Origin of the sequence: Desulfomicrobium macestii (assembly GCF_014873765.1) — a bacterium.
In the GTDB taxonomy this organism is placed as follows: Bacteria; Desulfobacterota; Desulfovibrionia; order Desulfovibrionales; family Desulfomicrobiaceae; genus Desulfomicrobium; species Desulfomicrobium macestii.
Genome location: NZ_JADBGG010000004.1, coordinates 161,913 through 184,989 on the forward strand (window position 1 = coordinate 161,913; position 23,077 = coordinate 184,989).

Sequence of the window (23,077 nt, forward strand, 5' to 3'; positions counted from 1 at the left end):
ACCTCCTTGTTGTGGAAAAATGGGGAGCGGCCGAAGACCGCTCCCCCGCATGTTACTTCTGAGCGTCGATGAGGCTCTGGATGGCGTCCTTGCCGATGGTTCCCTCGAACTCCTTGTAGACGGAGGCGACGGCTTCCTTCCAGACCTTCTTGTCGGGCTCGGTCACGTTCATGCCGCGGGACTTGAGGGTCTCGGCCAGCTTCGTGTCCATCTCGCGGCTGTAGTTGCGCTCCCAGTCGCGGGCTTCGGCGGCGGCTTCCATGAAGATTGCGCGCTGCGCTTCGGTCAGCTTTTCTTCCCACACGGTCTTGTTGATCAGCAGAATGGCTGGGGAATAGAAGTGGCCGGAAAGGGCCAGCTGGTTCTGGACTTCATAGAACTTGGAGGTCTCGATGATGACCAGGGGGTTCTCCTGACCGTCCACGGTTTTCTGCTGCATTGCGGTGAACAGTTCGCCGAAGGGCATGGGCGTGGGGTAGGCGCCAAGCGCACGGAACGTGGCCAGGTGCACCGGGTTTTCCATCAGGCGGATCTTGAGGCCCTTGGCGTCCTCTGGGTTGACCACGGGGCGCTGGGAGTTGGTCAGGTGGCGGAATCCGTTTTCCCAGATGGACAGGCCGACGATGTTCTGGCCCAACAGGGAGTCGAGGATACGCTTGCCTTCGGGGCCGTCCATCCAGGCATAGGCCTTTTCACGGTCCTGGATGATGAAGGGCAAGTCGAAGATCATGAAATCCTTGGTGAAGTTGCCCAGGGGGCCGGTGGAACTGAGCGTCATTTCCAGGGTTCCCAGGGACACTCCTTCCACGGCGTCGCGCTCGGAGCCGAGCTGCGCGGAGTGATAGATTTCCAGGCTCAAATCGCCGTTGGTGCGCTCCTTGAGCAGCTTGTCCAGCATCTCCAAGCCCTTGTAGTAGTGCGAAGACGGATCAAGGGTGATGGACACCCGCAGCACCATTTTCTCGGCCTGGACGGGCGCTGCGAACAGAACGCAGACGATGGCCGCCAGGGCCCAACACATTGCCTTTTTCATCATGACTCCTCCGTGAAGTATCGCTTGACGCGGGGTTATATACGCCACGCCCCGACATGGGGCGGACAAGGCTCGCTTGCGGGGCGATTAGCCCAGGTTCTTCCGGAAACGCGGCGCGTAGAGGGTGGCCAGCCGGATGGCCTCCACCATGCTCACGCTGCTGGCCTGTCCCTTGCCCGCGATGTCGAAGGCCGTGCCGTGGTCCACGGACGTGCGCAGGAAGGGCATGCCCAGGGTCAGGGAAATGGTCCGCTCAAAATCGACCATCTTGGTCGCAATGTGCCCCTGGTCGTGGTAGAGCGACAGGACCGCGTCCCACGCACCCTTGAGGGCGAAATGGAAGACCGAGTCGGCGGGCCGGGGGCCGTCCACGCGGTAGCCCTCGGCCTGGGCCTGGGCGATGGCCGGCTCCATCTCGCGCACCTCTTCGTCGCCGAAGAGGCCGTGTTCGCCGCAGTGCGGGTTCAGGCCGGCCACGGCCAGGGACGGGTCGTCCACGCCCAGGAGCTTCAGGGCGTCAGTGCAGCGTTTGATGTAGTTGTAAAGGCGCTCCCGGGTTACGGCCTTGCAGGCGTCGGCCAGGGATAGGTGGCGGGTCAGAAAGAAGACGCGCAGGTCGTGCACCTGGAACATGGTCAGGGGGTCGGTGCTGCCGCTCAGGTCGGCCAGGATCTCGGTGTGGCCGATGTAGTCGATATGTGCGGCCTTGAGGGCTTCCTTGTTGATGGGCGTGGTGGCCAGGGCGTCCACGCGGCCGTCCATGGCCAGCTTCACGGACAGGGCGATGCAGTCGAAGGCGGCCTGCCCGCACATGGCCTGGACCTGGCCGTAGCGCAGGGCGCCGAGGTCCACGTTGTCCAGATGGATCAGGTTGACGACGCCCTCACGGACATCGGAGCAGGACTCGTCGATGCGGTGCAGGGGCGGTTCGACGCCCATGAGCCTGGCGGCTTGGCGCAGTGTTGGTTCGTGGCCTATGACGACAAGCCGGGCGTTTTCGAGGATGCCCGGAGAAACGGCTGCCGTGGCGATGATTTCAGGGCCGATGCCGGCCGGATCGCCCATTGGAACGCAAATGACTGGTTTCGACATTATATGACCTCTATGTGGTTGTGAGTTTGGTTCGGGTGGAAATTTTGGTTTTGAGGTATCGCACGCATTGCACAAGGCTCTGGGTATCCCCAACAAATCCGCCTTTGGTGACGATGGGCAGATCGTGGCAGGAGCCTTGAACCAAGCGGCCGTATACGGCCAGCGGCAATACCTCGTCGCGTACGCTGAAGCCTACTGCGCCCAGATGGCGGGCGACGGACAATGTCACCTCGCCGCCGGAGGTGTACAGACCACCGATACGCGAGTTCGAGTCGCCCAGCAGAGTGGCGCTGATTTCGGCCAGGCCGGAGTTAATGCGGCTGGACACTTCGTGCAGGGTCAGACGGCTTTGTTTGGCGAGTTCATTCAGCACATAAACGTCTTCGCGGCGCTCCACCGTGTACACGCCCAGGACCTGCGCCGTGTCGGCGTGGTCGAGAAGGAAGCGTACGGCGCGTGAAATTTCTTCGGCACGGGTCTCTTCGAGGATGAGCCTGCGGCAGTCGATTCGCGTCAGAGCGCAGGGCTCGGCCAGGCGCAGGGCCTCGATCTGGCGGCAGGTCAGGTCCGAGGCGCTGCCGATGGTCAGCAGCACGGCGTCCTCCAGGGTGCGCCGGGTGCCGACCCCGCGCGCTTCGGCCAGGGCCGAGGTGAAGGGTCCGGGGTCTGCGGAGAGGATGGGAAAGTCGAGTTGTGCCAAGCCTGCGGCGATGGTCGCGATGTCAGCGTCGGTCACGGCATCGGCCACGAGGATGCGTGCGCCTTCGCTGCGCCTGGTAATGACGGCGTGAGCGATGGCGTCTGGTCCGGCCATGACCGTGGACAGATCCAGGCGGTTGATGGGCAGGGCGGTCTGCTCCGCGATGATGCTTGCCGGCCTGGAGGAGTGCACGGGCGTGGCAGGATCGTTGGCGATGGCCGTCTTTTCCAGCGGCACGCCGTTGACGATGAGATAGCCGCCCACGGCAATGCGCCCAGAGGCTGGAAAGACCGGGACCACCACGGCCAGGGCTTCGTCGCCCATGGCTTCGAGGGCCGCCTCGATCTCGGCGCCGACGTTGCCGCGCAGGGTGCTGTCGATGCGCTTTGTGACTACCTTGGGCCGTAGGGGCATGAACGCGGAAACGGCGGCGTGTACGGCCTCGCGGGCTGCGGAGGCCGGAATCAGGCGGCTGTCCGTGCTGACGCAGATCGCGTCGAATTCTGTGGAACGAATGGACATGAAACCTTCCAGCCCCAGGCTGGTCAGGACTTTCAGTCCCTTGCCGGCGAGTAGGGCGCCCGCCGCATTGGCGCCGGTCAGATCGTCGGCGATGATGGCCACTTCGCACATATTTCCTCCGCCTTCAGTTTCCGGACCCGAAATTCACTCCGTCGGCCAGTCGCAGTTTTGCTCCGGCGGCACTGACGGCTTCACGGTGTTCTCCAGCCAGCTCCGCGTCCGTGACAATACAGGAAAAATCTGCCAGCCCGGCCACGCGCCAGGTGCTGTACACGCCGTATTTGCTTGAGTCGGCTAGCAGGATCCTCTGTTCGGCGCTTTGCATCATGCGCCGCTTGAGGTGCTGCTTGACGGCCGTGGTCGTGGCCACGCCGTGAGCGGCGTCCCAGACGTTGGTTCCGATGAAGGCCTGGGCCGCGTTGACCGAGGCCAGAAAGGACATGGCCGCCTCGCCGACGTGGGCACCGGTGATGCGTTCGACGAAGCCGCCTGTGGTGTGCACGGTGACGGTGGGGGACTGGGACAGGATGAGGGCGATCTGCAGGTCGGTGGTGACGACGGTGAGATGGCGGTTGCGCAGGAGGAGGGCGAGTTCGAGGGTCGTGGTCCCGGCGTCGAGGATGATGCAGCTGTTGTCCTCGACCATTTTCTCGGCAATCCGGGCGATGGCGCGCTTGGCCCCCAGGCAGGACACCTTCTTGCTCTCGTAGGGCAGGTCCTCGTGCAGGAAGCTCGGGGGCACCGCCCCGCCGTGGGTTACCTGGATTCGGCGTTGCTCCTCCAGGAGGCGCAGGTCCCGGCGGATGGTCATGGCCGAGACGCCGTACTGGCGGGCCAGGGCTTCGGTGTTGGCGCTGCCCTGGGTCAGGATGTGTTCCAGGATGTGTTTGCGGCGGTCGGCTGGCAACATGGCGGTATTCTCCGTGAGTGTGCCTTGTTATTTTTTGTTCAATTTTCATACGAAAATGTTTCTGTCAATACGAATATAACAAAAAATAACATAATTCTAACAAAAAATAACATCTGTCTGGAATCAAAGGACTGCCCGCCGTTTTCATCGGGATTTTCGCGACATGACAGTCACCGCGAAGCGTCATGACACCGGGGATGGGCGCTTTCCTGGCTCAAAACCGGGAAAGGCGGCCCGGCAACGCCCGGGTTCGAATGTAAATTACGGTAAAATTTCACTCAGCCGCCTCAAGTTTGCGTCCCATCCGCCGATTCCATCTCAAGCAGGAGGTAACATGGACATCACATTCATTCTTTCCCAGGCCACGCAGGCCACGGCCGGGACGGGCGTTGAATCGTCATCGAAGGCATCGGCCGTAGCCGTCTCTTCCGGAGGCGATGCGGTCACGATTTCGGAGGAGGGCCAGGCCCTGGCGGCGGCCATGACCGCCTCAGGTCAAGCCTATACGTCGGAAACTGCGGATTCCGGGGAATCGGAAGACGGTTCCTCCAGTTCGTCCACGCTGGAGACGCTGAAAAAGCTCATCGAGCAACTGGAAAAGGAGATCGAGGAGATCGAGGCGTCGGAACTGTCTGAAGAGGAGAAGGATAGTAAATTGAGCTCACTGCGCACTGCCTTGGTCCAGACCCAACTCGAATACGCCCAGGCCTTGCAGGAGGAAAACGGGACGGCCGGCGGAACGCTGCTGTCCGCTCTCGGCTCCAAGGCGGAAGGCTTTGCCGGCAGTCTGACCTGACCCTGGCGTCTACGGATTTCCGGCCATGAAGATTATTCTGCGCGAAAATCAGTCGCCCCGCCCATGACAGCCGCAAGGCCATCAGCGTACAGCCTTTCCCGGGCGCGATTCACGATTCCGCCAGCAGATTGACGATGAGCCGAATGAGCAGGTCCTTGTTCCTCGGGAGGCTTTCGGCCACGAGCAGGGCCAGGGCGGTCAGGGCCGTGTCGCCCATGCGCAGGGCCATTTCCTCCTGCTGCAGGTAGAGCAGGAACAGGAAGGAGCCGATGCGCTTGTTGCCGTCTGCGAAGGGGTGGTCTTTGATGACGAAATACAGGAGGTGGGCGGCCTTTTCCTCCCGGCTGGCGTACAAGGCCTCTCCGAACATGGTCTGCTCGATGTTGCCGAGGATGCCGGGCAGGGCACCGTCACGCTCCTGCCCGAAAAGCTGGGTGGCCTCACCCCTCGCGAACAGATCGGCCTTCAGCCCCGCGATGGCGGCCCTGGCCCTGTCGCACTCCAGAACGCCCCGGGCAGGGCTGCATCCCTCGGGCATGGGCACCCGGTCTTCATCGTATTGCAGGAGCAGCCGCCAGGTCTTGGCATATCGCGCGATCAGGGCGACCACGGCCTGGCCGGTGTCGTCCACCAGCGCGTTGGCCGCAAGGGTCCGCGACATGAGGTCGAGGGCGGCCTGCGCCTCTTCCAGCCCGCGTTCGCCAAGCCGCTGGCGGTTCAGGGAATACCCTTTGAGCAGATGGTCCTTGAGCACGGACGAGGCCCATTGCCGGAAGCGCACGCCTTGAGGGGATTTGACCCGGTATCCGACGGAAATGATGACATCAAGATTGTAATGCTCGGTTTGGTATTTTTTTCCATCTGCCGCAGTTTGTGCAAAAAGTGCACATACTGCTTGTCTGTCCAGCTCTCCGTCCTGGAAAACGTTGCGGACATGTCGGGTGATGACGGACCGTTCCCGGCCAAAAAGTTCCGCCATCTGGGCCTGGGTCAGCCACACGGTCTCTCCGTCCAGCGTGACCTGCACCGCCGTGGTCGCTTCAGGGTCTTCGTAAATGATGATTTCTGTCATGGGCCAATCTCCGTGTAAGGTAGTCATGGGGTGACGTTCGAATTTTAGATCGCTGAATTGTTTTGAGAAGTTCCGCGTGCTGCCGTGGCGTGCTGCAAGTTTTCGGAGTCATGGCGTGGACCGGCTGGAATTTGGAATCCAATTCCTCGTGCTGAAGTGCCAGGCCCTCTGAAGTGTCATAATGGCTTGGTATCATGGCGTAACGTGATCCTCAATACAGCCTGGTAAGCAAGGTGGATACGTGCAGATCACTACCAGAGTACAAACAGCGCTACGCTTTCTCCCACCTCCATCCCGCCATCTCCATTTCCCCCTGGCGGGGATGGACGCGCGGCGCGGCCACATGTAGGACTATTTAATGAAATCACAGATCATTTCAGGGGGAAACATGGCTTTGAAACGTGTGGGAATTCTGACCGGCGGGGGAGACTGCTCCGGGCTCAACGCCGTGATCCGGGCCGTGACCCGGACAGCCATCATCCAGTACGGGGCCGAGGTGGTGGGCCTGGAGGACGGCTTCGACGGTCTTGTCTTCAATCGGACCATGCCACTGACCACCAGAAGCACCAAGGACATCCTGACCCTGGGCGGAACGATCCTCGGGACCACCAACAAGGGCAACCCCTTCGCCTACCGCGAGTTCGACGACAGGGGTGAGATCGTGGTCCGTGACCTCTCGGCCCAGGCCATGGCGACCTTCCGCTCCCTGGAGTTGGACTGTCTCTTCGTGGTCGGCGGCGAGGGTACCCTGGAGCTGGGATACAAGTTCCAGCAGATGGGCATGCCCGTGGTCGGCATACCGAAGACCATAGACAACGACCTTTTCGGCACGGACTACACCTTCGGCTTCCAGACCGCCGTGCAGGTGGCCTGCGACGCCATGGACCGGCTGCACACCACGGGCCGCAGCCACGACCGGGTCATGATCCTTGAAGTCATGGGCCGCAATGCAGGATGGATTGCCCTGGAGGCGGGCCTTGCCGGGGGAGCGCACATCATCCTCATTCCGGAGATTCCCTACAACCTGGACAATGTCGTGACCAAGATCCGGCATCGCATTCGCGGCAAGAGCCCGTTCAGCATCATCATGGTGGCCGAGGGCGCCAGGGAGGAGGGCGGCGAACGCATCACCCAGGGCACGGCCGGGACCAGACTGCAGGGCGTGGAGCAGCTGGGCGGCATCGGATTCCATCTGGCCAACCAGATTCGCGAACGCATTCCGCTGGAAGTACGCACCACGGTGCTGGGCCATATCCAGCGCGGCGGCTCTCCCACGGCCTTCGACCGGGTGCTGGGCACTCGGCTGGGCGCGGCGGCGGTGGACGCGGCCGCGCGCGGGGATTTCGGCACCATGGTGGCCCTCAAAACCCCGGACATCGTGCTGGTGCCCCTCTCGGAACTGGCCGGATTGTGCCGCACCGTGCCCGTGGACCATCAGCTCCTCCGCGCGGCCGAGGCCACGGGCGTAAACCTGGGGCGCGGGGCCATGTAGCGGGCCATCGCCGACAAGGAGGACATCATGACCGGCAAGACAGACCCCCGTGTCCTTTTCGCTGCGGAACGTACCCTCTTCGCCTGGAACCGGACAGGCATCTCCCTCATGGCCTTCGGCTTCGTGGTCGAGCGCTTCGGCCTCTACATGCAACTCCTCGGCGTGCAGGGCGTGCTCGGGGCCCAGCGTCACCTGTCCTTCGTCGGCGGCATCGGGTTCATTCTCCTGGGCGCCTTCATCGAGATCTATTCGGTGCTGCAGCACAGGCACTTCCTGGACACGCTGCACGAGATGGACATCCCCGCTGGCTACAACACCAAGGCCGCCATGGCCATCAACGCCGTGGTGGGGTTCATGGGTGTCATGCTGTGTCTGTATCTCGTGCTCGGTGTGCTCTGAAGTGGTCTCCTAAACCGGGAATTTGCGCACCAGGTATTCCATGAACCGCGATTTGACCTGATCCGTGGCCATGATCTGCTTCACGGGCGGCAGTTTCAGGATGACGCCCAGCACGGCGGCCAGGGCGCGGTGGTTCCAGAGTACGCGATTGTCGAAGAAGAGGTGCTGGAGCTTGCCGCGCTCCAGGGCCATGACCACGGTGCGGTGCACGGAATTGAGTGGGGTGATGACCCGCTTCTCCCTGGATTTGAGCAGCAGGGCATTTTCCGGACAGGCGCGTACGCAGACGCCGCAGCCCAGACAGATGTTTTCGTCCACGCGGGCTTTTTTGCGTTTCGGCTGCTTCGGGTCGTTGGCCGAGACGATGCTCATGGCTTCGACCGGACAGGCGGCCGCGCACTTGCCGCAGCCGTTGCAGGCGCTCTCGTCCACAACGGGCAGGAAGTTGGTGGTATGCACGGGGTGGAGGTTGCCGAACTTGCGGGCCGCGATCATGGCCTCGCAGCAGCACCCGCAGCAGTTGCAGATGAAGTTGACCCGCTCGCGCACGTTCTCCCCGAACTGAACCAGCCCGTGCTCCTGGGCCTGGTCCAGGAGGTCCAGGCACTCGGCAGTGTCCACGGGCCGGGCGTGGCCGTGACGGGCCAGGGCGGCGGCCGAGGTGTTGAAGGTCATGCAGATGTCCTTGGGGGCTTCGCAGTCGCGGCCTACATGCTCCATCTTGTGCCTGCAGTAGCAGGTGCTGATGGCCCGGTGGCTGGCCGTGCGGATGACCTCGCTGGCCCGCTCGTAATCCAGCACGTGCACGGCGTTCTCGCGTGAGAGCATGGGTTCCTGCACGAAGACGCGGCCAAGCTGGGTCTCGCCGTCCACGAACAGGGCCTTGATGAAGTCTTCCTCCACGTTCAGGTACTGGTAGAAGAGTTCGCCCAGGGCCTTCTGGTCGATGTCGCCGCGCGTGCGCATCATGGAAAATTCGAAGAATCCGGCCATGGGCGGCGGCAGGACATAGGTCGTCTGCCCGTCCTCTCCTTCGATGTCCACGAGCATGGCCCGTCCGGCCAGGTCATCCAGAATGTTCCGGGTCCGGGCCAGATCCATTTTCCAGATTTCGGCGGCCTTTTCCGCCATGAAGGGCTTGATGGGCAGCACGGCGATGAGTTCGGCTTCACGCTCAGAGAAAAGTATCTTCAGGATCCTGTACAGGGACTCGGAGGGTGGAGCGCCCTGGGGGCAGCGGTTCAGCCGGTCGGTCAGTTCGGAATAGCCTGAGCGGTGCGAATGATGAGACATTTCTCCTCCTTCTCTTTTTTGGGAGGATCATAGGCCTGTCCTGGACGTGAATAAAGGAAAAATGTGGCGATTGTGGCCTTTAAATGCCAAGGCCGCCTGGAAAACGAGCGTCAGCGGATTTTTGCATCAGGTCCCGTCTCTTGTGACTTTGCCGCTTGTGTCATACAATTTGCGTTATGTTTTCCAATTCATTTAAAATAATACTCTTTTTTCTCTGTATGTGCATGCCCTTCGAGGCCGGAGCGACAACTCGCGATGAAGTGATCTGGATGCACGCCGATTTTCCGCCCCTGCGCATCATCGACGGCCCGTACGCGGGGCAGGGGATTTCGGACATGATCCACGAACTGATGGGCCGGGAACTACCCGATCTCAGGCACTCCGTAATCACCGCCAACCTGAGCCGAACCCTGAACTGGATGGAGAGTGGGCGAAACGTTCTGGCTGTGGGAATCATTCCAAATCCGCAGCGCGATCGGGTCATGCAATATTCCGTTCCCTGCGTGCTGGTGCCGCCGGTCTGCCTTGTGGTCAGAGCCGGGGAACAGGAAGCCCTGGGCCTTGGAGGGCACGTCAGCCTGCGCGATTTCATTGCCCGCAAGCGCCTGGGCGTGGCGGCGGCCAGGTCTTACGGTCCGGAGCTTGATTCCGTCCTGCTTTCGTCGCCCGATCTGTCTCGCGTAGTCGTCACCAAGGGCTCGAATCTTTTTGAAAGCTTGCTTGAGATGCTTCTTCTCGGGCGGGTGGACGGGGTGCTCGCCTACCCTTTCGAGGCGGTGTACGGCGCACGGATGAAGGGCAAGGAGGATATGATCTCCATAGCCCCGCTGCGAGAGAGCATGGTCCCCGTGCAGGGGCGCATAGCTGCTCCCCGCACAGCTTGGGGCACGGCCATGATCGGGCGAGTCAATGAGATCCTGCTCCGGCATCGGGGTTCGAATGGATACAGACAGGCCTTTGAGCGCTGGCTGGCGCCCGGGATCATCGAGGATTATAGAATCATGTATGACGATTTCTTGATGTCGCGCTGAGCGTGAGCGCCTTTCGGGTTTTCTAGTACCAGTACCCCCACCAGCCGCCCCGGGGGTGTTGGCGAACTCGGATATGCGGAAATTCGGGTGGTTCGAAGGCATAGCCGTCGGACCAGGGGGCGTGACGACCGCGTTGCAGGTCCAGGAGACGCTGGACGCGTTCCCGCGTGGTCGGGTGGGTGCGCAGCCATGACGGTTCGGGCAGGCCTTGTCCGGGAAAGAATATGCGGCGCAGAAAGCCGTTTTCGATTTTTTCCAGCTTGACCAGGGCGGAGGCCATGCCTTGCGGGTCGTCAGTCAGCTGGGCCGCTGTCAGATCCGCATCGAATTCGCGGGTGCGGGAGAGTCCGAGCTGGGCGAGCAGGTTCACTTGCGGGGCCAGCGCCAGCAGAATGAGCGGCCACCAGTGCACTTCTCCGCCGGCCAGGGCCTGGGGCAGGGACAGAACGATGAGGACGAGGCCCACGAAGCTCATGGCCGAGGTGAGACGCGAAATGACGTCGGCCAGGCTCATGACGAACAGGTCGCCATGGGCGATGTGCGCGGTCTCGTGAGCCAGGACGGCCACGAGTTCGCGCGGCGAGAGGGTGCGCAGCAGGCCGTCGGTCACGGCGACGGCCGAGGCGTCCCGGCGGCCCACGGCGAAGGCGTTGACCATGGGGCTCGGCACCCACCACAGGCTTGGCGCGGCCGGCAGTCCGGCCCGGGCGGCCAGGGCGGCCAGGGCCTGGTGGTATTCGGGGGCCTGGGCCGGAGAAACGGGCCTGGCTCCGTACATCTTGAGCACCCAGCGGGCCGAGAGCTGCGGCGAGAAGAGCAGCAGGAAGGCGCCCCAGACAAGAAGGAACCACAGCCCGTCGGGCCCCCAGAGCATCCAGCCGACAAAACCTGCGTAGCCCGTCATGAGGCCAAGCAGAAGCAGGGTCTGCAGGCGGTTCAGGCCGCGGTGGGAAGAGAAGCGTATAGGGTCGATGGCTGTCTGGTGCATGTCCGGCTCCGGTGACTTTGGTTGCATGGCGAAAAATGCCGACCGCCCTCAAATAAGCACGATCCTCCGCCGGGCAACACGCGGCGGCCCTGGACGCGCCGGGGTCGGTACGCATTGGTCCGGATCATGCGACCTGGATCACGACCTTACCCACGGCCCGTCCGCTGTCCAGGAAATCATGGGCCTTTGCGATGTCCTCCAGGGAAAAAGTCCTGTCCAGATGCGGCCTGAGCTTGCCGCCGTGTGCAAGGGCGGCGGCCTGAGCCATGATCTCGCCGTGGCGTTCGCGGCCCTGGCCGGTGATGAGTGGCAGGAGCATGAAGACCACCGACAGAGTCAGGGCCTTGGCGTGCAGGGGGGACAGGTCGTGGGTAGAGCGGGTGTTGGTGGAGACGACCACCCCGCCCGGCCCGGCCGCCAGGAACGACGCGTCGAGGTTGGTTCCGCCCACGGTGTCGAAGACGACGTCGAAGCCGCGCCTGCCGGTAAGTCTTGCGACATACTCCTCGGGCTTCTCCTCGCGGTAGTTGATGATCTCGTCCGCGCCCAGGGACCGGGCCAGCTCGCCCTTAGTCGCCGAGGACACGGTCGCGGCCACGCGCGCTCCGCAGGATTTGGCCAGCTGCACGGCCACATGTCCCACCCCGCCCGTGCCTGCATGGATCAGTACGAACTGTCCGGCTTTGATCCGGGCCCGGTCGAAGAGCGCGTCCCAGGCCGTGATGGTCACCAGCGGCAGCGCCGCCGCCTGCGTCATGGTCAGGTTCGCCGGTTTGAGGGCCATCAGCCTCGCGTCGGCCAGCATGTATTCAGCCAGGGCGCCGGGCATGTCCGCAAGGCCTCCCGCGCAGCCGAAGACCTCATCGCCGGGCCTAAAGCCGCTCACGCCTTCGCCCACGGCCTCGACCGTCCCGGCCACGTCCATGCCCAGAATGGCGGGCAGCGCCGGGGCGAAGACCGGTTTCATCTTCCGGATCTTGATATCGATGGGATTCACGCTGGTCGCGGCCACGCGCACCAGCACATGACCGGGTTTGACTGCGGGAACGTCGGTATCCGCCAGTCGAAAATCGGGCGTATCCCCGTATGTTTGCAAGAGTTGCGCTTTCATGTTTTCCTCCATGGAACGTGTTGAGGAGACACTACCTCCAAGAGCGGGTTTGATGAACTGAAATTTTTGTTTTCACGGGAATCCGCATTTTTGATGCGTCATGAAATTGTGCTTCAGGCGGACCACACCGGAATTGTTTGTTTCCGGTGGACGCTCGCGGTCAGTGCAGCCGGGCCAGCAGAAATCCGAGCCCCAGGGCCAGGGCGATCCAGATCAATGTCTTGCATGCCGAAGTCGCGCTGCCCGCGAAGCATTGCGCTTCGGGTCGGGTCAGGATGCTGTCTTCGGGGATCAGGAAATAGCGCAGAATGCCTGCCAGTCGAGTCATGTCCATGAGGTCCTCCTTGGTTGATGCGTGCTGAGGTACCACCGGACATTGTTTTCAATCCAATGTGATTATGTGATGATGCCGTTCTGATTTCGTTATGGAGAAAACATGGATTTGCACCATCTGCGGACTTTTGTGGCCGTGGCTGAAGAGAATAATCTGACCCGCGCGGCCGAGCGCCTTTTTGTCAGTCAGCCGGCGGTCAGCAGCCACATCAAGGCGCTGGAGGGGGAGCTTGGCGTTGTTCTCTTTCATCGCACGCCCAAAGGCATGATCCTGTCCCGGGAAGGCGAGAAACTTCTGGGCCGCGTCCGGCGCATCCTCGATGATGCCGAGTCGCTGCTCGGCGCGGCCAGGAACATGAGCGGCGATTTGAACGGCCAGATTACCCTCGGTATCAACACGGACTCGGTCTTCATTCGGCTGGTCGAGATTTCGGCGCTGATGCGTAGGGATTATCCGGGCATCACCATGTCCCTGGTCAATTCCAATTCCTGGGAGATCGTGCGCGATGTGCGTCGGGGTGTGCTGGATGCGGGATTCGCGTATGGCGAGATTTCGGAAGAGGGCCTGCTGGCGACGGTCTTGGCCCGGGTTCCCTTTCGCGTCGTGGGTCCGGCCGCATGGGCCGCGCGGCTGGAGAGCGCCGGATGGCCGGAGATCGCGGCCATGCCCTGGGTCTGGATGGCCCATAATTGTCCTTTCCTGGACATCCTGGACCGAAAATTCTCCGAGTTTGGGCAGCACCCGCAGAAACGCATCGAGGCCGATCACGAGAGCATTCTGCGCGCCCTGGTCCTTGCCGGAGAAGGCGTGACCCTCATGCGCGAGGACGAGGCGCTTGTCGGCCGGGAGCGCGGGCAGTTCGCCGTCTGGCCAGGAGAACGGCTGGGCCTGCCATTGTCCTTTGTGTGCCGGGAAGCCAGGAAGGTCGAGCCTGTTTTGGGGGCCGTGCGGGATGTTGTGGCGTCGGTTTGGGAATGCGCCAGTTGTCCCTAAGGCCTGTCCAAGGGGGAATACCGGCCCCCCCCCCTTCGTCGCAGCTTAGAGAGCGTCTGTGGACGATGTCAGCGTCACTCGCGGGGCCAGGCCGTTTAAGGCGATGTTGTGAATCATTTCGCTGACCGTGGTGCAGCAGTCCGCCAAGATGGAGATCTTGTATTTTTCCGCCGACTTTGAAAGTGCAGTGTGCGTAACGCAGTTCTGGGTCATCATCCCGCACAAGAGTATTTCCTCGATCTTTTCCTCATCAAGCATATTTTCAAGATTGGTCTCAAGAAAGCTGTCCGCGAATTTTTTGATGACGATTTTTGCGTCTTGCGCGACTTCAAGAATGCTGGGATGCAAGGCGACGCCATGCGTTCCCGCATTGAAGAAGGGCGCGGCTCCTGCTTTGCCGCTTGCGACGTGCTGAACGAGGATGACCGGGATGTCGTTTGAGATTGCCTTTTTGATGGCATTCTGAACGTTGGTCAGCGTGGTTTCGGTGTTCCACAGGGGAAATTTTCCTTCGGGAAAGTAGTCGTTTTGCAGGTCGATGACGACGAGCGCGCGATTTGCTTTTTTCATGTTTGACTCCTTGATGCGTATTTATTGTCGCTCTACCAAACAAAAGCTTTCCCGCAACTGTGCGGGAAAGCTTTTGTTATCCGCGTTTCGGGGCCGCCGATTATTCCTCGCCGTCCTTCAGATACATTTCGCGCATGGTCACCTTGCTGATCTTGCCGACGCTGGTCTTGGCGATGGCCTCGACCAGGCGGGCCTTGAGCAGGATGGCTTCCTTGGGCAGCACGCCTTTGTCCACGAAGCTCTTTACATGCTGGGCGATCTCCTTTTCTTGCGGGGTCGCGCCTTTCTTCGGCACGACCAGGGCCAGCGGAGTCTCGCCCCAGCGCAGGTCCGGCTTGCCGATGACAGCAGCCTCGGCCACGTCCGGGTGTTGAAGGATGATGTCTTCGAGTTCCAGCGAACTGATCCATTCCCCGCCGACCTTGATCACGTCCTTGGTGCGATCCGTGATGCGCAGGCTGCCTTCGGCACTGCGGCAGGCCACGTCGCCCGTGTTCAGCCAGCCGTCGGTCCACAGCTTTTTCGAATTGCTCTCGTCCTTGAGGTAGGACGCCGTGAGCCAGGGCGCGCGAACCTGCAGGGCGCCGGGGGTCTTGTCGTCACTTGGCACTTCTGCCCCGTTGTCGTCCACCAGACGCAGCCGGACCATGGGCAGGGCCTTGCCCGTCCGTGTTCGCAGCGCGATCTGGGTTTCGCGATCGAGTTGCAGTTCCGCGTCCGAGAGATGGGCCAGGCTCAGGATGGGGCAGGTCTCGGACATGCCGTAGCCGGTGAAGACGTCGACACCACGGTCCAGGGCCGCCGCGCAGATGGCCTTGGGCATGGCCGCGCCGCCAATGACCACTTTCCAGCCCGACAGGTCGAACTTCGCGCATTTGGGGTCCGAGAGGAGCATGTGCAGGATGGTCGGCACGCAGTGGCTGAAGGTGACCTTCTCCGTGGCGATGAGCCGCGCCAGGACTTCGGGGATGTATCTGCCCGGATAGACCTGCTTCACCCCGAGCATGGTGGCCATGTACGGAATGCCCCAGGCATGGACATGGAACATGGGCGTTATGGGCATGTACACGTCTTCGCGGTGAAAGCGGCCCTGGGTGGCGTTGGATCCCAGCGCCGCGACTCCGGCCAGGGTGTGCAGGACAAGCTGGCGGTGACTGAAGAACACGCCCTTGGGCAGGCCCGTGGTGCCCGTGGTGTAGAAGGTCGTGGCCCGGGTGTTCTCGTCGAAGTCCGGGAAGTCTTCCAGGGGCTCGGACGCGGCCAGCAGCGCCTCGTATTCGCCAGCCAGGGGCAGCGAGGTGGCCGGAGTCTCCTCCGTGTCCGAGAGCAGGATGAACTTTTCCACGGTGTCCAGGCGGCCCCGGATTTGCTCCAGCAGGGGCAGGAAGTCGGAATTGACGAGAATGACGTCATCCTCGGCGTGGCCGATGGTGTAGACCATCTGTTCGGGCGAGAGACGGATGTTGATGGTGTGCAGGACAGCGCCGATCATGGGAATGGCGAAGTAGCATTCCAGGTAGCGGTGGCTGTCGTAGTCCATGACGGCCACGGTGTCGCCGGGTTTCACGCCTTGGGCAGTGAGCATGGCGGCCAGGCGCGCCACGCGCTCCCGGAACTGCGCATAGGTGAAGCGCAGGGTTCCGGCATATGTGATCTCCTGATCGGGATTGTCCTGCAGGGGGGCCTGGAGGATGTTCTTGATGAGGAGTTGCTGATTCTGGTTCATGGATATCCTTCTGAGCTGTGTTGTTATGAAGAGAGATGTGTTCGCTACATGCCCGCTATGGGCAGTGCGTGAAGGTTCTCCCCGAAGGGAACGGTTTCGGGGCCGAGGTGCAGGACTATTCCGCGCAGAAATTTTTCGGGGCAGGACTGGGCCAGAAGGCGCAACCCTTTGAAGTCGGATGACGCAGGCGTGGCGGAAGCCTTGATTTCCACTCCGACAATGCGGCCGGACGGGTCTTCCAGGATGAGGTCGACTTCCTGGCCCGTGTGGGACCTGAAATGGCTCAATGTCGCCCTGGTTTCAGACCATGTCGCGTGCTTGGCCATCTCGCAAACGACATGGTTCTCCAGGAGATGTCCGAAAGCCTGGCGATCGAGGGTGAAACGGTCGGAGTTCAGCCCGGCCAGATGGGCGGCCAGGCCCGTGTCGGTGAATATGAGCTTGGACGCCTTGGTGACCCGCTTGCCGATGTTCACGGCCCATGCAGGCAATTCGCGGATGAGGAACGTGGCTTCCAGCAGGGCCATGTAGCGCTTGAGCGTGGTCTGGGGGATGGTCAGGCCGCGGGAGATGTCGGCATAGGACAGAAGCTGGCCGGTGCGCGAGGCCAGGAGCTGGAGCAGACGAGGCATGGCCGCGAGGTCCTGGATGCTCGAAAGGTCGCGTATGTCCCGTTCGACAATGGTGGTTACGTATGCGGAAAACCAGGCCTGCCTGCGTCTCTCGGTGCTTCGGGCCAAGGCTTCGGGGTATCCGCCCGTGAGCACGGCGCTCATGACGTCGGTATCCGTCGGTGCGGGCCAGGCCAACTCCGGGGTGAACAGGGCATCCACGAGATTGATGGTCGAACCCGAGATTTCGGCCCGGGACAGAGGCCACAGGTCGAATATCTCCATGCGTCCGGCCAGGGAGTCGGAGACGCGCAAACCGGCCATGATGTCGGAGGAGCCGGTCAGGATGAAGCGGCCGGGACTGCGATCCCGATCAACAGACTCCTTGATTGCGGGCAGGAGGCCAGGAGCTTTCTGGATTTCGTCGATGACAACCCGCTTTGCGATGCCGGCGATAAAGCCCGACGGATCGCTCTGGGCCGCCGCGAGGGCAAGGGCATTGTCCAAGGTGACATACTCGGACGAAATGTGATCCGGCATGATGTCGCGAACGAGGGTTGTCTTGCCGGTCTGCCGTGCTCCCCGGATGAGGATTACCGGTGTGTCTGATAATGCTTCCAGTATGTTGGCTGAGATGTGACGTGTGTACATGGAGGTTTGAATACCGGTTACATGGTTGAAAATCAACCGTTACATGGTTGAAAATCATCCATGCGATGGTTGATTTTCAACCACTTTGTGGACGATTTTCGCGCATGACCTCGGTATGTCATGCGCGATCCGATGCTCCGATGACGTATGCCGTTTTGTTTCGGACTGGACCTTAGGGCAGTGCGGACATATCAGTATGTTCCGATTCACGTTCACGACAAGGAGGTCGCCATGTCCATGTATTCCAAGTTTGCCGCCTGGTACGACCGCATCTTTCCCTTCAGCCCCGGCGTTTACGCCTTCCTGACCCACCATCTTGGCGATCGGGGTGGGCCGGTCCTGGATCTTGGCTGCGGCACGGGCGACTACTGCGCTGCCTTCACCCGCGACGGCGTGCGGGCCGTGGGCGTCGACCTCGATTCCGCGATGATCTCCCAGGCCCGGGCCCGTGGACCGGAGACCGAATTTCATGTCCTGGACATGACGGAGTTTCCGACGCTCGGCGGGCCCTGGAACATGATCTATTCCATCGGCAATACCGCCGCACACCTGCCAGGGGGCCGCTTCTGGTCGTGCGTGGAAAACGTGGGCGAGCGGCTTCTGCCCGACGGAGTGTGGATCGTGCAGGTCATGAACTGGGACTACGTCCTGGGCCTGCCTGCTTTCAACTTTCCGGCCAAGGTCATGGAGGGGGCGGTCTTTCATCGCGCCTACGAAGACATCACCCCGGAAGGATTGACTTTTCATACCGGCCTCGACATCGAGGGACAGCGGGTCTTCGACGATCAGGTGCGGCTGTATCCACTGTCCTCGGCCCAGATGGTGGCCGGGCATGAAGCGCGCGGATTTCATCTGGTCGAGCATGTGTCCGACTACTCCGGCAGCGGCTTTGACCCCGAGGTTTTTTCAGCCAGCATCTTCGTATTCAAACGATAAGGACACGTTGCATGGATTTCATGACCGCCATGGGGCAGAGCACGCTCTTCAAGGGGCTTGGCCCGGAGGAACTCGCGCAGCTGGAGCGCATCAGCGAGCCACGCCACTACGACAAGGGAGACCTGCTCTTTGGCGAGGGCAAGGAAGGGGTTGGATTTTACGTAGTGCTGTCCGGCCAGGTGAAGGTTTTCAAGATGTCCTTCGATGGCCGGGAACAGATTCTGCACATTCTCGGGCCCGGCGACCCGCTGGGCGAGGTGCCTGTCTTTGCCGGAATGAACTATCCGGCCAATGCCCAGGCCCTGAGCAAATCGGCCCTCTATTTCTTTCCCCGCCAAAAACTCATCGAACTCTACCGCGAGAGCCCGTCCCTGGCCATGAACATGCTGGCCGTGCTGTCGCGCCGCCTGCGGGAATTCACGGTCCTCATCGAGAATTTGTCCCTGAAGGAAATCCCCCAGCGTCTGGCCACGTACCTCGTGCACCAGCAGTCCCTGAAGCCCGTCTCGGCCCGGGTCAAGCTCAGCGTGACCAAGGGCGTGCTCTCCAATATCCTGGGCACGTCCCAGGAGACCCTCTCACGCGTGCTCGGCAAGCTGAGCCAGGAAGGCCTCATCGAGGTCCAGGGCAAGGAGATCACCATCCTGGACATGGAACGGCTCCGTTCCCTGGCGGAGGGGGAGACGAGAATGTAGGGCGGGACAGGTTCCCTGTTCATGTATTTCAACCGGTGCCAGGGAACGGATTCAATTCAGATCTGAGGAGATTGACAGGTCGTACGTTAATACGTACGTTTTGTCGACAAAAGGGGGAATTATGACGATACTCAATGCAACGGAAGCACGTTCCAGACTGTACAGTCTGATCGATGATGCGGCGCTGACCCACAAACCGGTCGTGATCAAGGGAAAGAGGGCGAGCGCTGTCCTGGTGTCCGAAGAGGACTGGAACGCCATCACCGAGACCCTGCATCTTCTGTCCGTTCCGGGTATGCGCGAGTCCATCATCCAGGGCATGGCGACGGGCGTCGAGGAGTGCGACAAGGAACTCGACTGGTGACGTGGGAACTGCGCTTCACCGGTCACGCCGGCAAGGACGCGAAAAAGCTGGCCTCGTCGGGACTCAAACCCAAGGCCCAGGAACTCCTGGAAATCCTTCGAAACAACCCTTTCCAGAACCCGCCGCCCTATGAAAAGCTGGTCGGGGATCTCTCAGGCGCGTATTCGCGGCGCATCAACATCCAGCACCGCCTTGTCTACCAGGTTCTCACGGAGCAACGGGTGGTCAAGGTGCTTCGCATGTGGACGCACTACGAGTGAGGTCCAGCCCGCCTGGGCTATAGCCCCTTCTTCGGATCGAAATCCTGCCCCAACGCCGCGGGCGCGGTGATGGGCCAACTGCCCGAGAATCGTCCGAGGAAGGGGTAGCGGCGCATCATGTCCTGAACAAAGCCGATCCGGCCGAGGTTCACGGCCAGAAGGGTCAGGATCATCATGGGGAAGGGCGCCACCTGGAAGACCTGGGCCGGGATGGAGGGAAAGATGTCCTGCAGGTAGATGCCCGAGACCTGAAGCGCCGCGAAGAAATAGGCGCCGATGGCCGCCCGCACCGGGTGCCAGCCGCCGAAGATGACGATGGCCAGGGCAATCCAGCCCGCGCCTTCGCAGCCCTGGGGGCGTCCCCAGCCCGGCTTCACGGCCAGGGAGTAGGCCGCTCCCGCAAGTCCCACCAACGCGCCGCCGACAAGACAGGCCATGAGCCTTGAGAGCCTCACCCGGATGCCGCGCCCAAAAGCCGCCCGGGGAGACTCGCCCACGGCGCGCAGCCGCATTCCGGCACTGGTCTTGTACATCCACCACCAACACAGCGCGATGGCTGCCAGACTGATGCTCACCATCGGCGACTGCCGTCCGAGCAAAAGGTCCAGCAGCGGCGTGTCGGAAAGGCCGGGAAAGCCCCAGTAGCCAAGGCTCGGGCCGGGCTGCCGGGAGTAGGAATGACCCAGGAAATAAGCCAGGTCGCGGGTCAAAAGGGTCAGGATGAACCCCACGGCCAGCTGCGATTGCCCAAGGTAGATGTTGGTCAGGCCGAGCACCGACGCCACCAGCGCCCCCACGGCCATGCCGCCGAGAGCACCGATCCAGGCGCTGCCAGTGATCGAGGCCAGGGCGAAGGAGGCCATGGCGGAGAGGATTATGGTCCCGTCGAGGGACAGGTTGATGACCCCTGCCTTCTCGGTGATGGTCTCGCCCAGGGTGGCCAGGACCAGCGGTGCTCCGGCCAGGAGAATGCCGGCCATGATGAGTGCGAATTCCTGCATCAGCGTCCCTCCCGGCGACGGGTTGCGTAGGTGCGAATGCCCTGGGTGACGAAGACCGACAGGACCATGAGCCCCTGGATGACGCCGCTTAGGGATGAGTCCAGGCCAAGCTGTAGGGGAAGCTGGATCGAACCCACGTTCAGCACGGCGAAAAAGAAGCAGATGAAGGGCACCGGCAAGATCCGAAAACCCGCCATCATGCCGATCAAAAGGGCCGTGTAGCCGTAGCCGGAGGAGATGCTCGGCAGCAGGCGATGATAGACACCCAGCACCTGCACCGCCCCGGCCAGTCCGCCCAGGGCTCCGCACAGGGCAAAGGCCTGCAGCATGCGCAGGCGTGGGCTCAGGTCGAAGAGGCGGGCGGCCTTGGGGTTCTGCCCCACGGCACGCAGCCCCAGTCCCCACTGCGTGCGCAGGAGCAGGAGCGCCACCAGCAGGAACGCCGCGCAGGCGACGCCAAGCGCCGTCCAGCTGACGGCGAGGGAGCCTATGCGCTCAAGCCACAGGGAGAGATGCAGTGTCTCGGTTCCGCTCATGGAGGCCATTCCGGGCCGCTTCCAGGGACCGAAGATGAGCCAGATGGCCAGCCCCATGGCCACGAAGTTGAGCCCGAGACCGGAAAAAATTTCGTGCACCCTGCCGTGGGTTTTGAGCAGCCCGGCCAGAAGCGCCCAGAGCGCGCCTCCAAGCATGCCCGCTCCAAGGGCCAGGGCGATGTGCCAGGGTCCGCCCTGATCGACAGGCATGAGCACGCCGGTGCAGAAGATGGCCCCCAGCACGATCTGTCCTTCGATGCCGATGTTCCACAATCTGGCCGTGAACGGGATGAGCAGGCCCATGGAGCAGAGCAGCAGCGGGACAAAGACCGTCAGCACCTGCCCGAACTTGGACGCGGAGCCGAGGCCGCCCATGAACAGGATGCGCAGGGTCTCAAGGGGCGGCGCGCCGGAAGGCAGGGCCACGAGCACGGTCAGGGCCAGCGCCATGGTCAGCGCGACGGCGATCCAGAGCAGTTGGTGCAGCCACGAGCTATGCGACATGAGCGCTCTCCGGTTTTTTTCCGGCCATGAGGGCGCCAAGAATCTCGACGCTCGCGTTCAAGCGCGGCACGTCGGCCACCAGCGTACGATCGAAAAAGACCAGCACGCGGTGGCTGTGTTCGATGACCTCGTCCAGATCGGGTGAAAAGAAGAACAGGGTCGCGCCGGAGTCGCAGCGTCCGCGCAGATGCTCCCAGACCTGACGGGCCGATCCGGCATCCAGGCCCCTGGTGGGGTGCTCCATGAGCAGCAGCGGGGCGTCGTCGGGAATGAGGGAGAGAAGCAGGCGCTGCTGGTTTCCGCCGGACAGGTCCTTGGCCGGGGTGTCCGGGTGGGCGCGCAGGTCGAAGCGCTCCACGCATTGCGACTGGTGAAATTCTTCCAGCCTCGTGGCGTGTTCCGGGAAGGCGAGCAGGATGTGGTCGCGGATGGACAGGTCCGGGAAGAGGGCCTGGCTCATGCGGTCCGCAGGCACGAAATGCACGCCTTCGTGGCGCAATGTCTTGAAATTCGTACGGGTGTGCCCGACTTCATTGAGAACGAGACGCCCCGAGGGCATGCGGTCCAGGCCGCACAGTCCGCGCAGGAAAAGCTCCTGGCCGCTGCCGTCGAGGCCGGCCAGACCGATGATTTCGCCGGGGGCGGCCGAAAGGTTCAGGGGGCCCAGGTGGTATTTGGGTCCGGCGAATATCGCCTCTTCCAATTTTACCCGACTGCTCTGTCCCGTTTCGGGCAAGGCGCTGTCCACGGATTGCGTGGCGGCATCGCCGAACATGCGTCGGACCAGCTCCTTGGAGTCGTAGGGGGGCGTGAGCCGCGCCTCCAGGCGTCCCTGGCGCATGACGAAGATGGCGTCGGCCATTTCCAGTGCCTCGGAGAGCTTGTGCGTGACCAGGATGACGGTGTGTCCTTCCTGACGGGCCAGTCGGGCCAGGAGGTCGAAGAGGCCGCGCTTTTGTTCCGGGGTGATGCCGGTGGTCGGCTCGTCGAGAATGAGCGTCGTGGCTCCGAGGTCGAGCAGCCGCAGCAGCTCAAGCAGCTGGCGTTCGCCCACGGTCATGGAGGCCACTGGTTCTTCGGGTAGGAAGCACACGCCCAGATGGTTGGAAAGCTCGCCCAGCCGGTCCACGACCTGCGTTCTGGTCCGGGGCGGACCGCTGAGGCGGAAGTTTTCCCAGACCGGCAGAGCGGGGAAATCCAGCGGATCCTGGTAGAGCATGCCCACGCCCAGGCGCGCGGCCGTGGCCGGGGTGAGGCCCGGGTGGACCTCGCCGCGCATGGATATGGTGCCGGAGTCGGGCACGGTGTGGCCGGCAAGGATGCGCATGAGCGTGCTCTTGCCGGCCCCGTTTTCACCCACCAGGGCGTAGATGCGGCCGGGTTCGAGGGTCAGGCTGATGGAGTCGTTGGCCCGAACCCGGCCGTAGTGCTTGCTGATGTCTTGCAGAACGATCATG

At 62.3% G+C, this 23,077-nt stretch carries 24 protein-coding genes; 9 read left to right on the plus strand and 15 right to left on the minus strand.

Features of this window, described 5'->3' with window-relative positions:
* Window positions 1-52: 52 nt before the first annotated feature.
* The 4 genes from H4684_RS04285 to H4684_RS04300 form a co-directional block, all read right to left on the minus strand.
* Window positions 53-1,036, minus strand: coding sequence for a TRAP transporter substrate-binding protein (locus H4684_RS04285; protein WP_192622933.1), 984 nt, complete (start codon window positions 1,034-1,036; stop codon window positions 53-55).
* A gap of 84 nt (window positions 1,037-1,120) precedes the next feature.
* On the minus strand, window positions 1,121-2,125 hold the full coding sequence (gene pdxA / locus H4684_RS04290; protein ID WP_192622934.1) for a 4-hydroxythreonine-4-phosphate dehydrogenase PdxA: 1,005 nt from the start codon (window positions 2,123-2,125) through the stop codon (window positions 1,121-1,123).
* A gap of 10 nt (window positions 2,126-2,135) precedes the next feature.
* Window positions 2,136-3,458 (minus strand): four-carbon acid sugar kinase family protein, encoded by a 1,323-nt coding sequence (locus tag H4684_RS04295; protein WP_192622935.1) that lies wholly within the window; start codon window positions 3,456-3,458, stop codon window positions 2,136-2,138.
* Between the two features lie 13 nt (window positions 3,459-3,471).
* Window positions 3,472-4,257, minus strand: coding sequence for a DeoR/GlpR family DNA-binding transcription regulator (locus H4684_RS04300; RefSeq protein WP_192622936.1), 786 nt, complete (start codon window positions 4,255-4,257; stop codon window positions 3,472-3,474).
* 334 nt (window positions 4,258-4,591) lie between these two features.
* Here H4684_RS04300 and H4684_RS04305 point away from each other — a divergent pair, with 334 nt between their 5' ends.
* Window positions 4,592-5,053, plus strand: a complete 462-nt coding sequence (locus H4684_RS04305) for a hypothetical protein (protein ID WP_192622937.1) — start codon at window positions 4,592-4,594, stop codon at window positions 5,051-5,053.
* Between the two features lie 109 nt (window positions 5,054-5,162).
* Here H4684_RS04305 and rhuM read toward each other — a convergent pair whose 3' ends face one another.
* Window positions 5,163-6,125 (minus strand): virulence protein RhuM/Fic/DOC family protein, encoded by a 963-nt coding sequence (gene rhuM, locus H4684_RS04310; RefSeq protein ID WP_192622938.1) that lies wholly within the window; start codon window positions 6,123-6,125, stop codon window positions 5,163-5,165.
* Between the two features lie 388 nt (window positions 6,126-6,513).
* Between rhuM and H4684_RS04315 the strand changes: the two genes are divergently transcribed.
* Together H4684_RS04315 and H4684_RS04320 are read left to right on the plus strand one after the other, a co-directional pair.
* A complete protein-coding gene (locus tag H4684_RS04315; RefSeq protein ID WP_192622939.1) occupies window positions 6,514-7,617 on the plus strand; it encodes a 6-phosphofructokinase in 1,104 nt (367 codons plus the stop codon).
* Between the two features lie 27 nt (window positions 7,618-7,644).
* Complete coding sequence (locus tag H4684_RS04320) at window positions 7,645-8,016, plus strand: YidH family protein (RefSeq protein WP_192622940.1); 372 nt, start codon at window positions 7,645-7,647, stop codon at window positions 8,014-8,016.
* Between the two features lie 9 nt (window positions 8,017-8,025).
* Here H4684_RS04320 and H4684_RS04325 read toward each other — a convergent pair whose 3' ends face one another.
* Window positions 8,026-9,309 carry a 4Fe-4S dicluster domain-containing protein gene (locus H4684_RS04325; protein ID WP_192622941.1) on the minus strand — a complete coding sequence of 428 codons (1,284 nt, stop codon included), beginning with the start codon at window positions 9,307-9,309 and terminating at the stop codon, window positions 8,026-8,028.
* Between the two features lie 176 nt (window positions 9,310-9,485).
* On the opposite strand from H4684_RS04325, the gene H4684_RS04330 reads away from it, so the two are divergent.
* Entirely contained in the window at window positions 9,486-10,340 is an 855-nt protein-coding gene (locus H4684_RS04330) for a TIGR02285 family protein (protein WP_264080935.1), read from the plus strand.
* A gap of 22 nt (window positions 10,341-10,362) precedes the next feature.
* Here H4684_RS04330 and H4684_RS04335 read toward each other — a convergent pair whose 3' ends face one another.
* The 3 genes from H4684_RS04335 to H4684_RS04345 form a co-directional block, all read right to left on the minus strand.
* Window positions 10,363-11,328, minus strand: coding sequence for a zinc metalloprotease HtpX (locus H4684_RS04335; RefSeq protein ID WP_192622943.1), 966 nt, complete (start codon window positions 11,326-11,328; stop codon window positions 10,363-10,365).
* Window positions 11,329-11,452: 124 nt separating this feature from the next.
* Window positions 11,453-12,439: a zinc-dependent alcohol dehydrogenase family protein gene (locus H4684_RS04340; protein WP_192622944.1), complete on the minus strand. Its 987-nt coding sequence runs from the start codon at window positions 12,437-12,439 to the stop codon at window positions 11,453-11,455.
* A gap of 160 nt (window positions 12,440-12,599) precedes the next feature.
* Complete coding sequence (locus H4684_RS04345) at window positions 12,600-12,773, minus strand: hypothetical protein (protein ID WP_153304601.1); 174 nt, start codon at window positions 12,771-12,773, stop codon at window positions 12,600-12,602.
* 102 nt (window positions 12,774-12,875) lie between these two features.
* On the opposite strand from H4684_RS04345, the gene H4684_RS04350 reads away from it, so the two are divergent.
* Complete coding sequence (locus H4684_RS04350) at window positions 12,876-13,766, plus strand: LysR family transcriptional regulator (RefSeq protein WP_192622945.1); 891 nt, start codon at window positions 12,876-12,878, stop codon at window positions 13,764-13,766.
* Window positions 13,767-13,811: 45 nt separating this feature from the next.
* On the opposite strand, the gene H4684_RS04355 is transcribed toward H4684_RS04350, so the two are convergent.
* The 3 genes from H4684_RS04355 to H4684_RS04365 form a co-directional block, all read right to left on the minus strand.
* Window positions 13,812-14,336 (minus strand): cysteine hydrolase family protein, encoded by a 525-nt coding sequence (locus tag H4684_RS04355; RefSeq protein WP_192622946.1) that lies wholly within the window; start codon window positions 14,334-14,336, stop codon window positions 13,812-13,814.
* A gap of 100 nt (window positions 14,337-14,436) precedes the next feature.
* A complete protein-coding gene (locus tag H4684_RS04360) occupies window positions 14,437-16,062 on the minus strand; it encodes a fatty acid--CoA ligase (protein ID WP_192622947.1) in 1,626 nt (541 codons plus the stop codon).
* A gap of 44 nt (window positions 16,063-16,106) precedes the next feature.
* Complete coding sequence (locus H4684_RS04365) at window positions 16,107-17,324, minus strand: ATP-binding protein (protein ID WP_192622948.1); 1,218 nt, start codon at window positions 17,322-17,324, stop codon at window positions 16,107-16,109.
* Window positions 17,325-17,555: 231 nt separating this feature from the next.
* Between H4684_RS04365 and H4684_RS04370 the strand changes: the two genes are divergently transcribed.
* The 4 genes from H4684_RS04370 (at window position 17,556) to H4684_RS04385 (ending at window position 19,579) form a co-directional block, all read left to right on the plus strand.
* Window positions 17,556-18,260: a class I SAM-dependent methyltransferase gene (locus H4684_RS04370; protein WP_161949002.1), complete on the plus strand. Its 705-nt coding sequence runs from the start codon at window positions 17,556-17,558 to the stop codon at window positions 18,258-18,260.
* 11 nt (window positions 18,261-18,271) lie between these two features.
* The gene (locus tag H4684_RS04375) at window positions 18,272-18,955 is read left to right on the plus strand and encodes a Crp/Fnr family transcriptional regulator (RefSeq protein WP_192622949.1); all 684 of its coding nucleotides are present in this window, start codon (window positions 18,272-18,274) and stop codon (window positions 18,953-18,955) included.
* A 121-nt stretch (window positions 18,956-19,076) separates the two neighbouring features.
* Window positions 19,077-19,319: a type II toxin-antitoxin system Phd/YefM family antitoxin gene (locus H4684_RS04380; RefSeq protein WP_092188561.1), complete on the plus strand. Its 243-nt coding sequence runs from the start codon at window positions 19,077-19,079 to the stop codon at window positions 19,317-19,319.
* Complete coding sequence (locus H4684_RS04385; protein WP_092188559.1) at window positions 19,316-19,579, plus strand: Txe/YoeB family addiction module toxin; 264 nt, start codon at window positions 19,316-19,318, stop codon at window positions 19,577-19,579. The genes H4684_RS04380 and H4684_RS04385 overlap by 4 nt, the downstream gene beginning before the upstream one ends.
* A 17-nt stretch (window positions 19,580-19,596) precedes the next feature.
* Here H4684_RS04385 and H4684_RS04390 read toward each other — a convergent pair whose 3' ends face one another.
* From H4684_RS04390 to H4684_RS04400, 3 genes are read right to left on the minus strand one after another with little or no spacing between them, the layout of a single operon-like run.
* Window positions 19,597-20,580, minus strand: a complete 984-nt coding sequence (locus H4684_RS04390; RefSeq protein ID WP_192622950.1) for an ABC transporter permease — start codon at window positions 20,578-20,580, stop codon at window positions 19,597-19,599.
* The gene (locus tag H4684_RS04395) at window positions 20,580-21,620 is read right to left on the minus strand and encodes an ABC transporter permease (RefSeq protein ID WP_192622951.1); all 1,041 of its coding nucleotides are present in this window, start codon (window positions 21,618-21,620) and stop codon (window positions 20,580-20,582) included. Before H4684_RS04395 ends, H4684_RS04390 begins: the two co-directional genes overlap by 1 nt.
* Entirely contained in the window at window positions 21,610-23,076 is a 1,467-nt protein-coding gene (locus H4684_RS04400; RefSeq protein ID WP_192622952.1) for an ATP-binding cassette domain-containing protein, read from the minus strand. The genes H4684_RS04395 and H4684_RS04400 overlap by 11 nt, the downstream gene beginning before the upstream one ends.
* Window position 23,077 lies beyond the last annotated feature (1 nt).

Bases quoted from the DNA above. Each gene is read 5' to 3' on its own strand.
- H4684_RS04285 (WP_192622933.1), bottom strand. From the start codon at position 1,036: ATGATGAAAAAGGCAATGTGTTGGGCCCTGGCGGCCATCGTCTGCGTT.
- pdxA (WP_192622934.1), bottom strand. From the start codon at position 2,125: ATGTCGAAACCAGTCATTTGCGTTCCAATGGGCGATCCGGCCGGCATC.
- H4684_RS04295 (WP_192622935.1), bottom strand. From the start codon at position 3,458: ATGTGCGAAGTGGCCATCATCGCCGACGATCTGACCGGCGCCAATGCG.
- H4684_RS04300 (WP_192622936.1), bottom strand. From the start codon at position 4,257: ATGTTGCCAGCCGACCGCCGCAAACACATCCTGGAACACATCCTGACC.
- H4684_RS04305 (WP_192622937.1), top strand. From the start codon at position 4,592: ATGGACATCACATTCATTCTTTCCCAGGCCACGCAGGCCACGGCCGGG.
- rhuM (WP_192622938.1), bottom strand. From the start codon at position 6,125: ATGACAGAAATCATCATTTACGAAGACCCTGAAGCGACCACGGCGGTG.
- H4684_RS04315 (WP_192622939.1), top strand. From the start codon at position 6,514: ATGGCTTTGAAACGTGTGGGAATTCTGACCGGCGGGGGAGACTGCTCC.
- H4684_RS04320 (WP_192622940.1), top strand. From the start codon at position 7,645: ATGACCGGCAAGACAGACCCCCGTGTCCTTTTCGCTGCGGAACGTACC.
- H4684_RS04325 (WP_192622941.1), bottom strand. From the start codon at position 9,309: ATGTCTCATCATTCGCACCGCTCAGGCTATTCCGAACTGACCGACCGG.
- H4684_RS04330 (WP_264080935.1), top strand. From the start codon at position 9,486: ATGTTTTCCAATTCATTTAAAATAATACTCTTTTTTCTCTGTATGTGC.
- H4684_RS04335 (WP_192622943.1), bottom strand. From the start codon at position 11,328: ATGCACCAGACAGCCATCGACCCTATACGCTTCTCTTCCCACCGCGGC.
- H4684_RS04340 (WP_192622944.1), bottom strand. From the start codon at position 12,439: ATGAAAGCGCAACTCTTGCAAACATACGGGGATACGCCCGATTTTCGA.
- H4684_RS04345 (WP_153304601.1), bottom strand. From the start codon at position 12,773: ATGGACATGACTCGACTGGCAGGCATTCTGCGCTATTTCCTGATCCCC.
- H4684_RS04350 (WP_192622945.1), top strand. From the start codon at position 12,876: ATGGATTTGCACCATCTGCGGACTTTTGTGGCCGTGGCTGAAGAGAAT.
- H4684_RS04355 (WP_192622946.1), bottom strand. From the start codon at position 14,336: ATGAAAAAAGCAAATCGCGCGCTCGTCGTCATCGACCTGCAAAACGAC.
- H4684_RS04360 (WP_192622947.1), bottom strand. From the start codon at position 16,062: ATGAACCAGAATCAGCAACTCCTCATCAAGAACATCCTCCAGGCCCCC.
- H4684_RS04365 (WP_192622948.1), bottom strand. From the start codon at position 17,324: ATGTACACACGTCACATCTCAGCCAACATACTGGAAGCATTATCAGAC.
- H4684_RS04370 (WP_161949002.1), top strand. From the start codon at position 17,556: ATGTCCATGTATTCCAAGTTTGCCGCCTGGTACGACCGCATCTTTCCC.
- H4684_RS04375 (WP_192622949.1), top strand. From the start codon at position 18,272: ATGGATTTCATGACCGCCATGGGGCAGAGCACGCTCTTCAAGGGGCTT.
- H4684_RS04380 (WP_092188561.1), top strand. From the start codon at position 19,077: ATGACGATACTCAATGCAACGGAAGCACGTTCCAGACTGTACAGTCTG.
- H4684_RS04390 (WP_192622950.1), bottom strand. From the start codon at position 20,580: ATGCAGGAATTCGCACTCATCATGGCCGGCATTCTCCTGGCCGGAGCA.
- H4684_RS04395 (WP_192622951.1), bottom strand. From the start codon at position 21,620: ATGTCGCATAGCTCGTGGCTGCACCAACTGCTCTGGATCGCCGTCGCG.
- H4684_RS04400 (WP_192622952.1), bottom strand. From the start codon at position 23,076: ATGATCGTTCTGCAAGACATCAGCAAGCACTACGGCCGGGTTCGGGCC.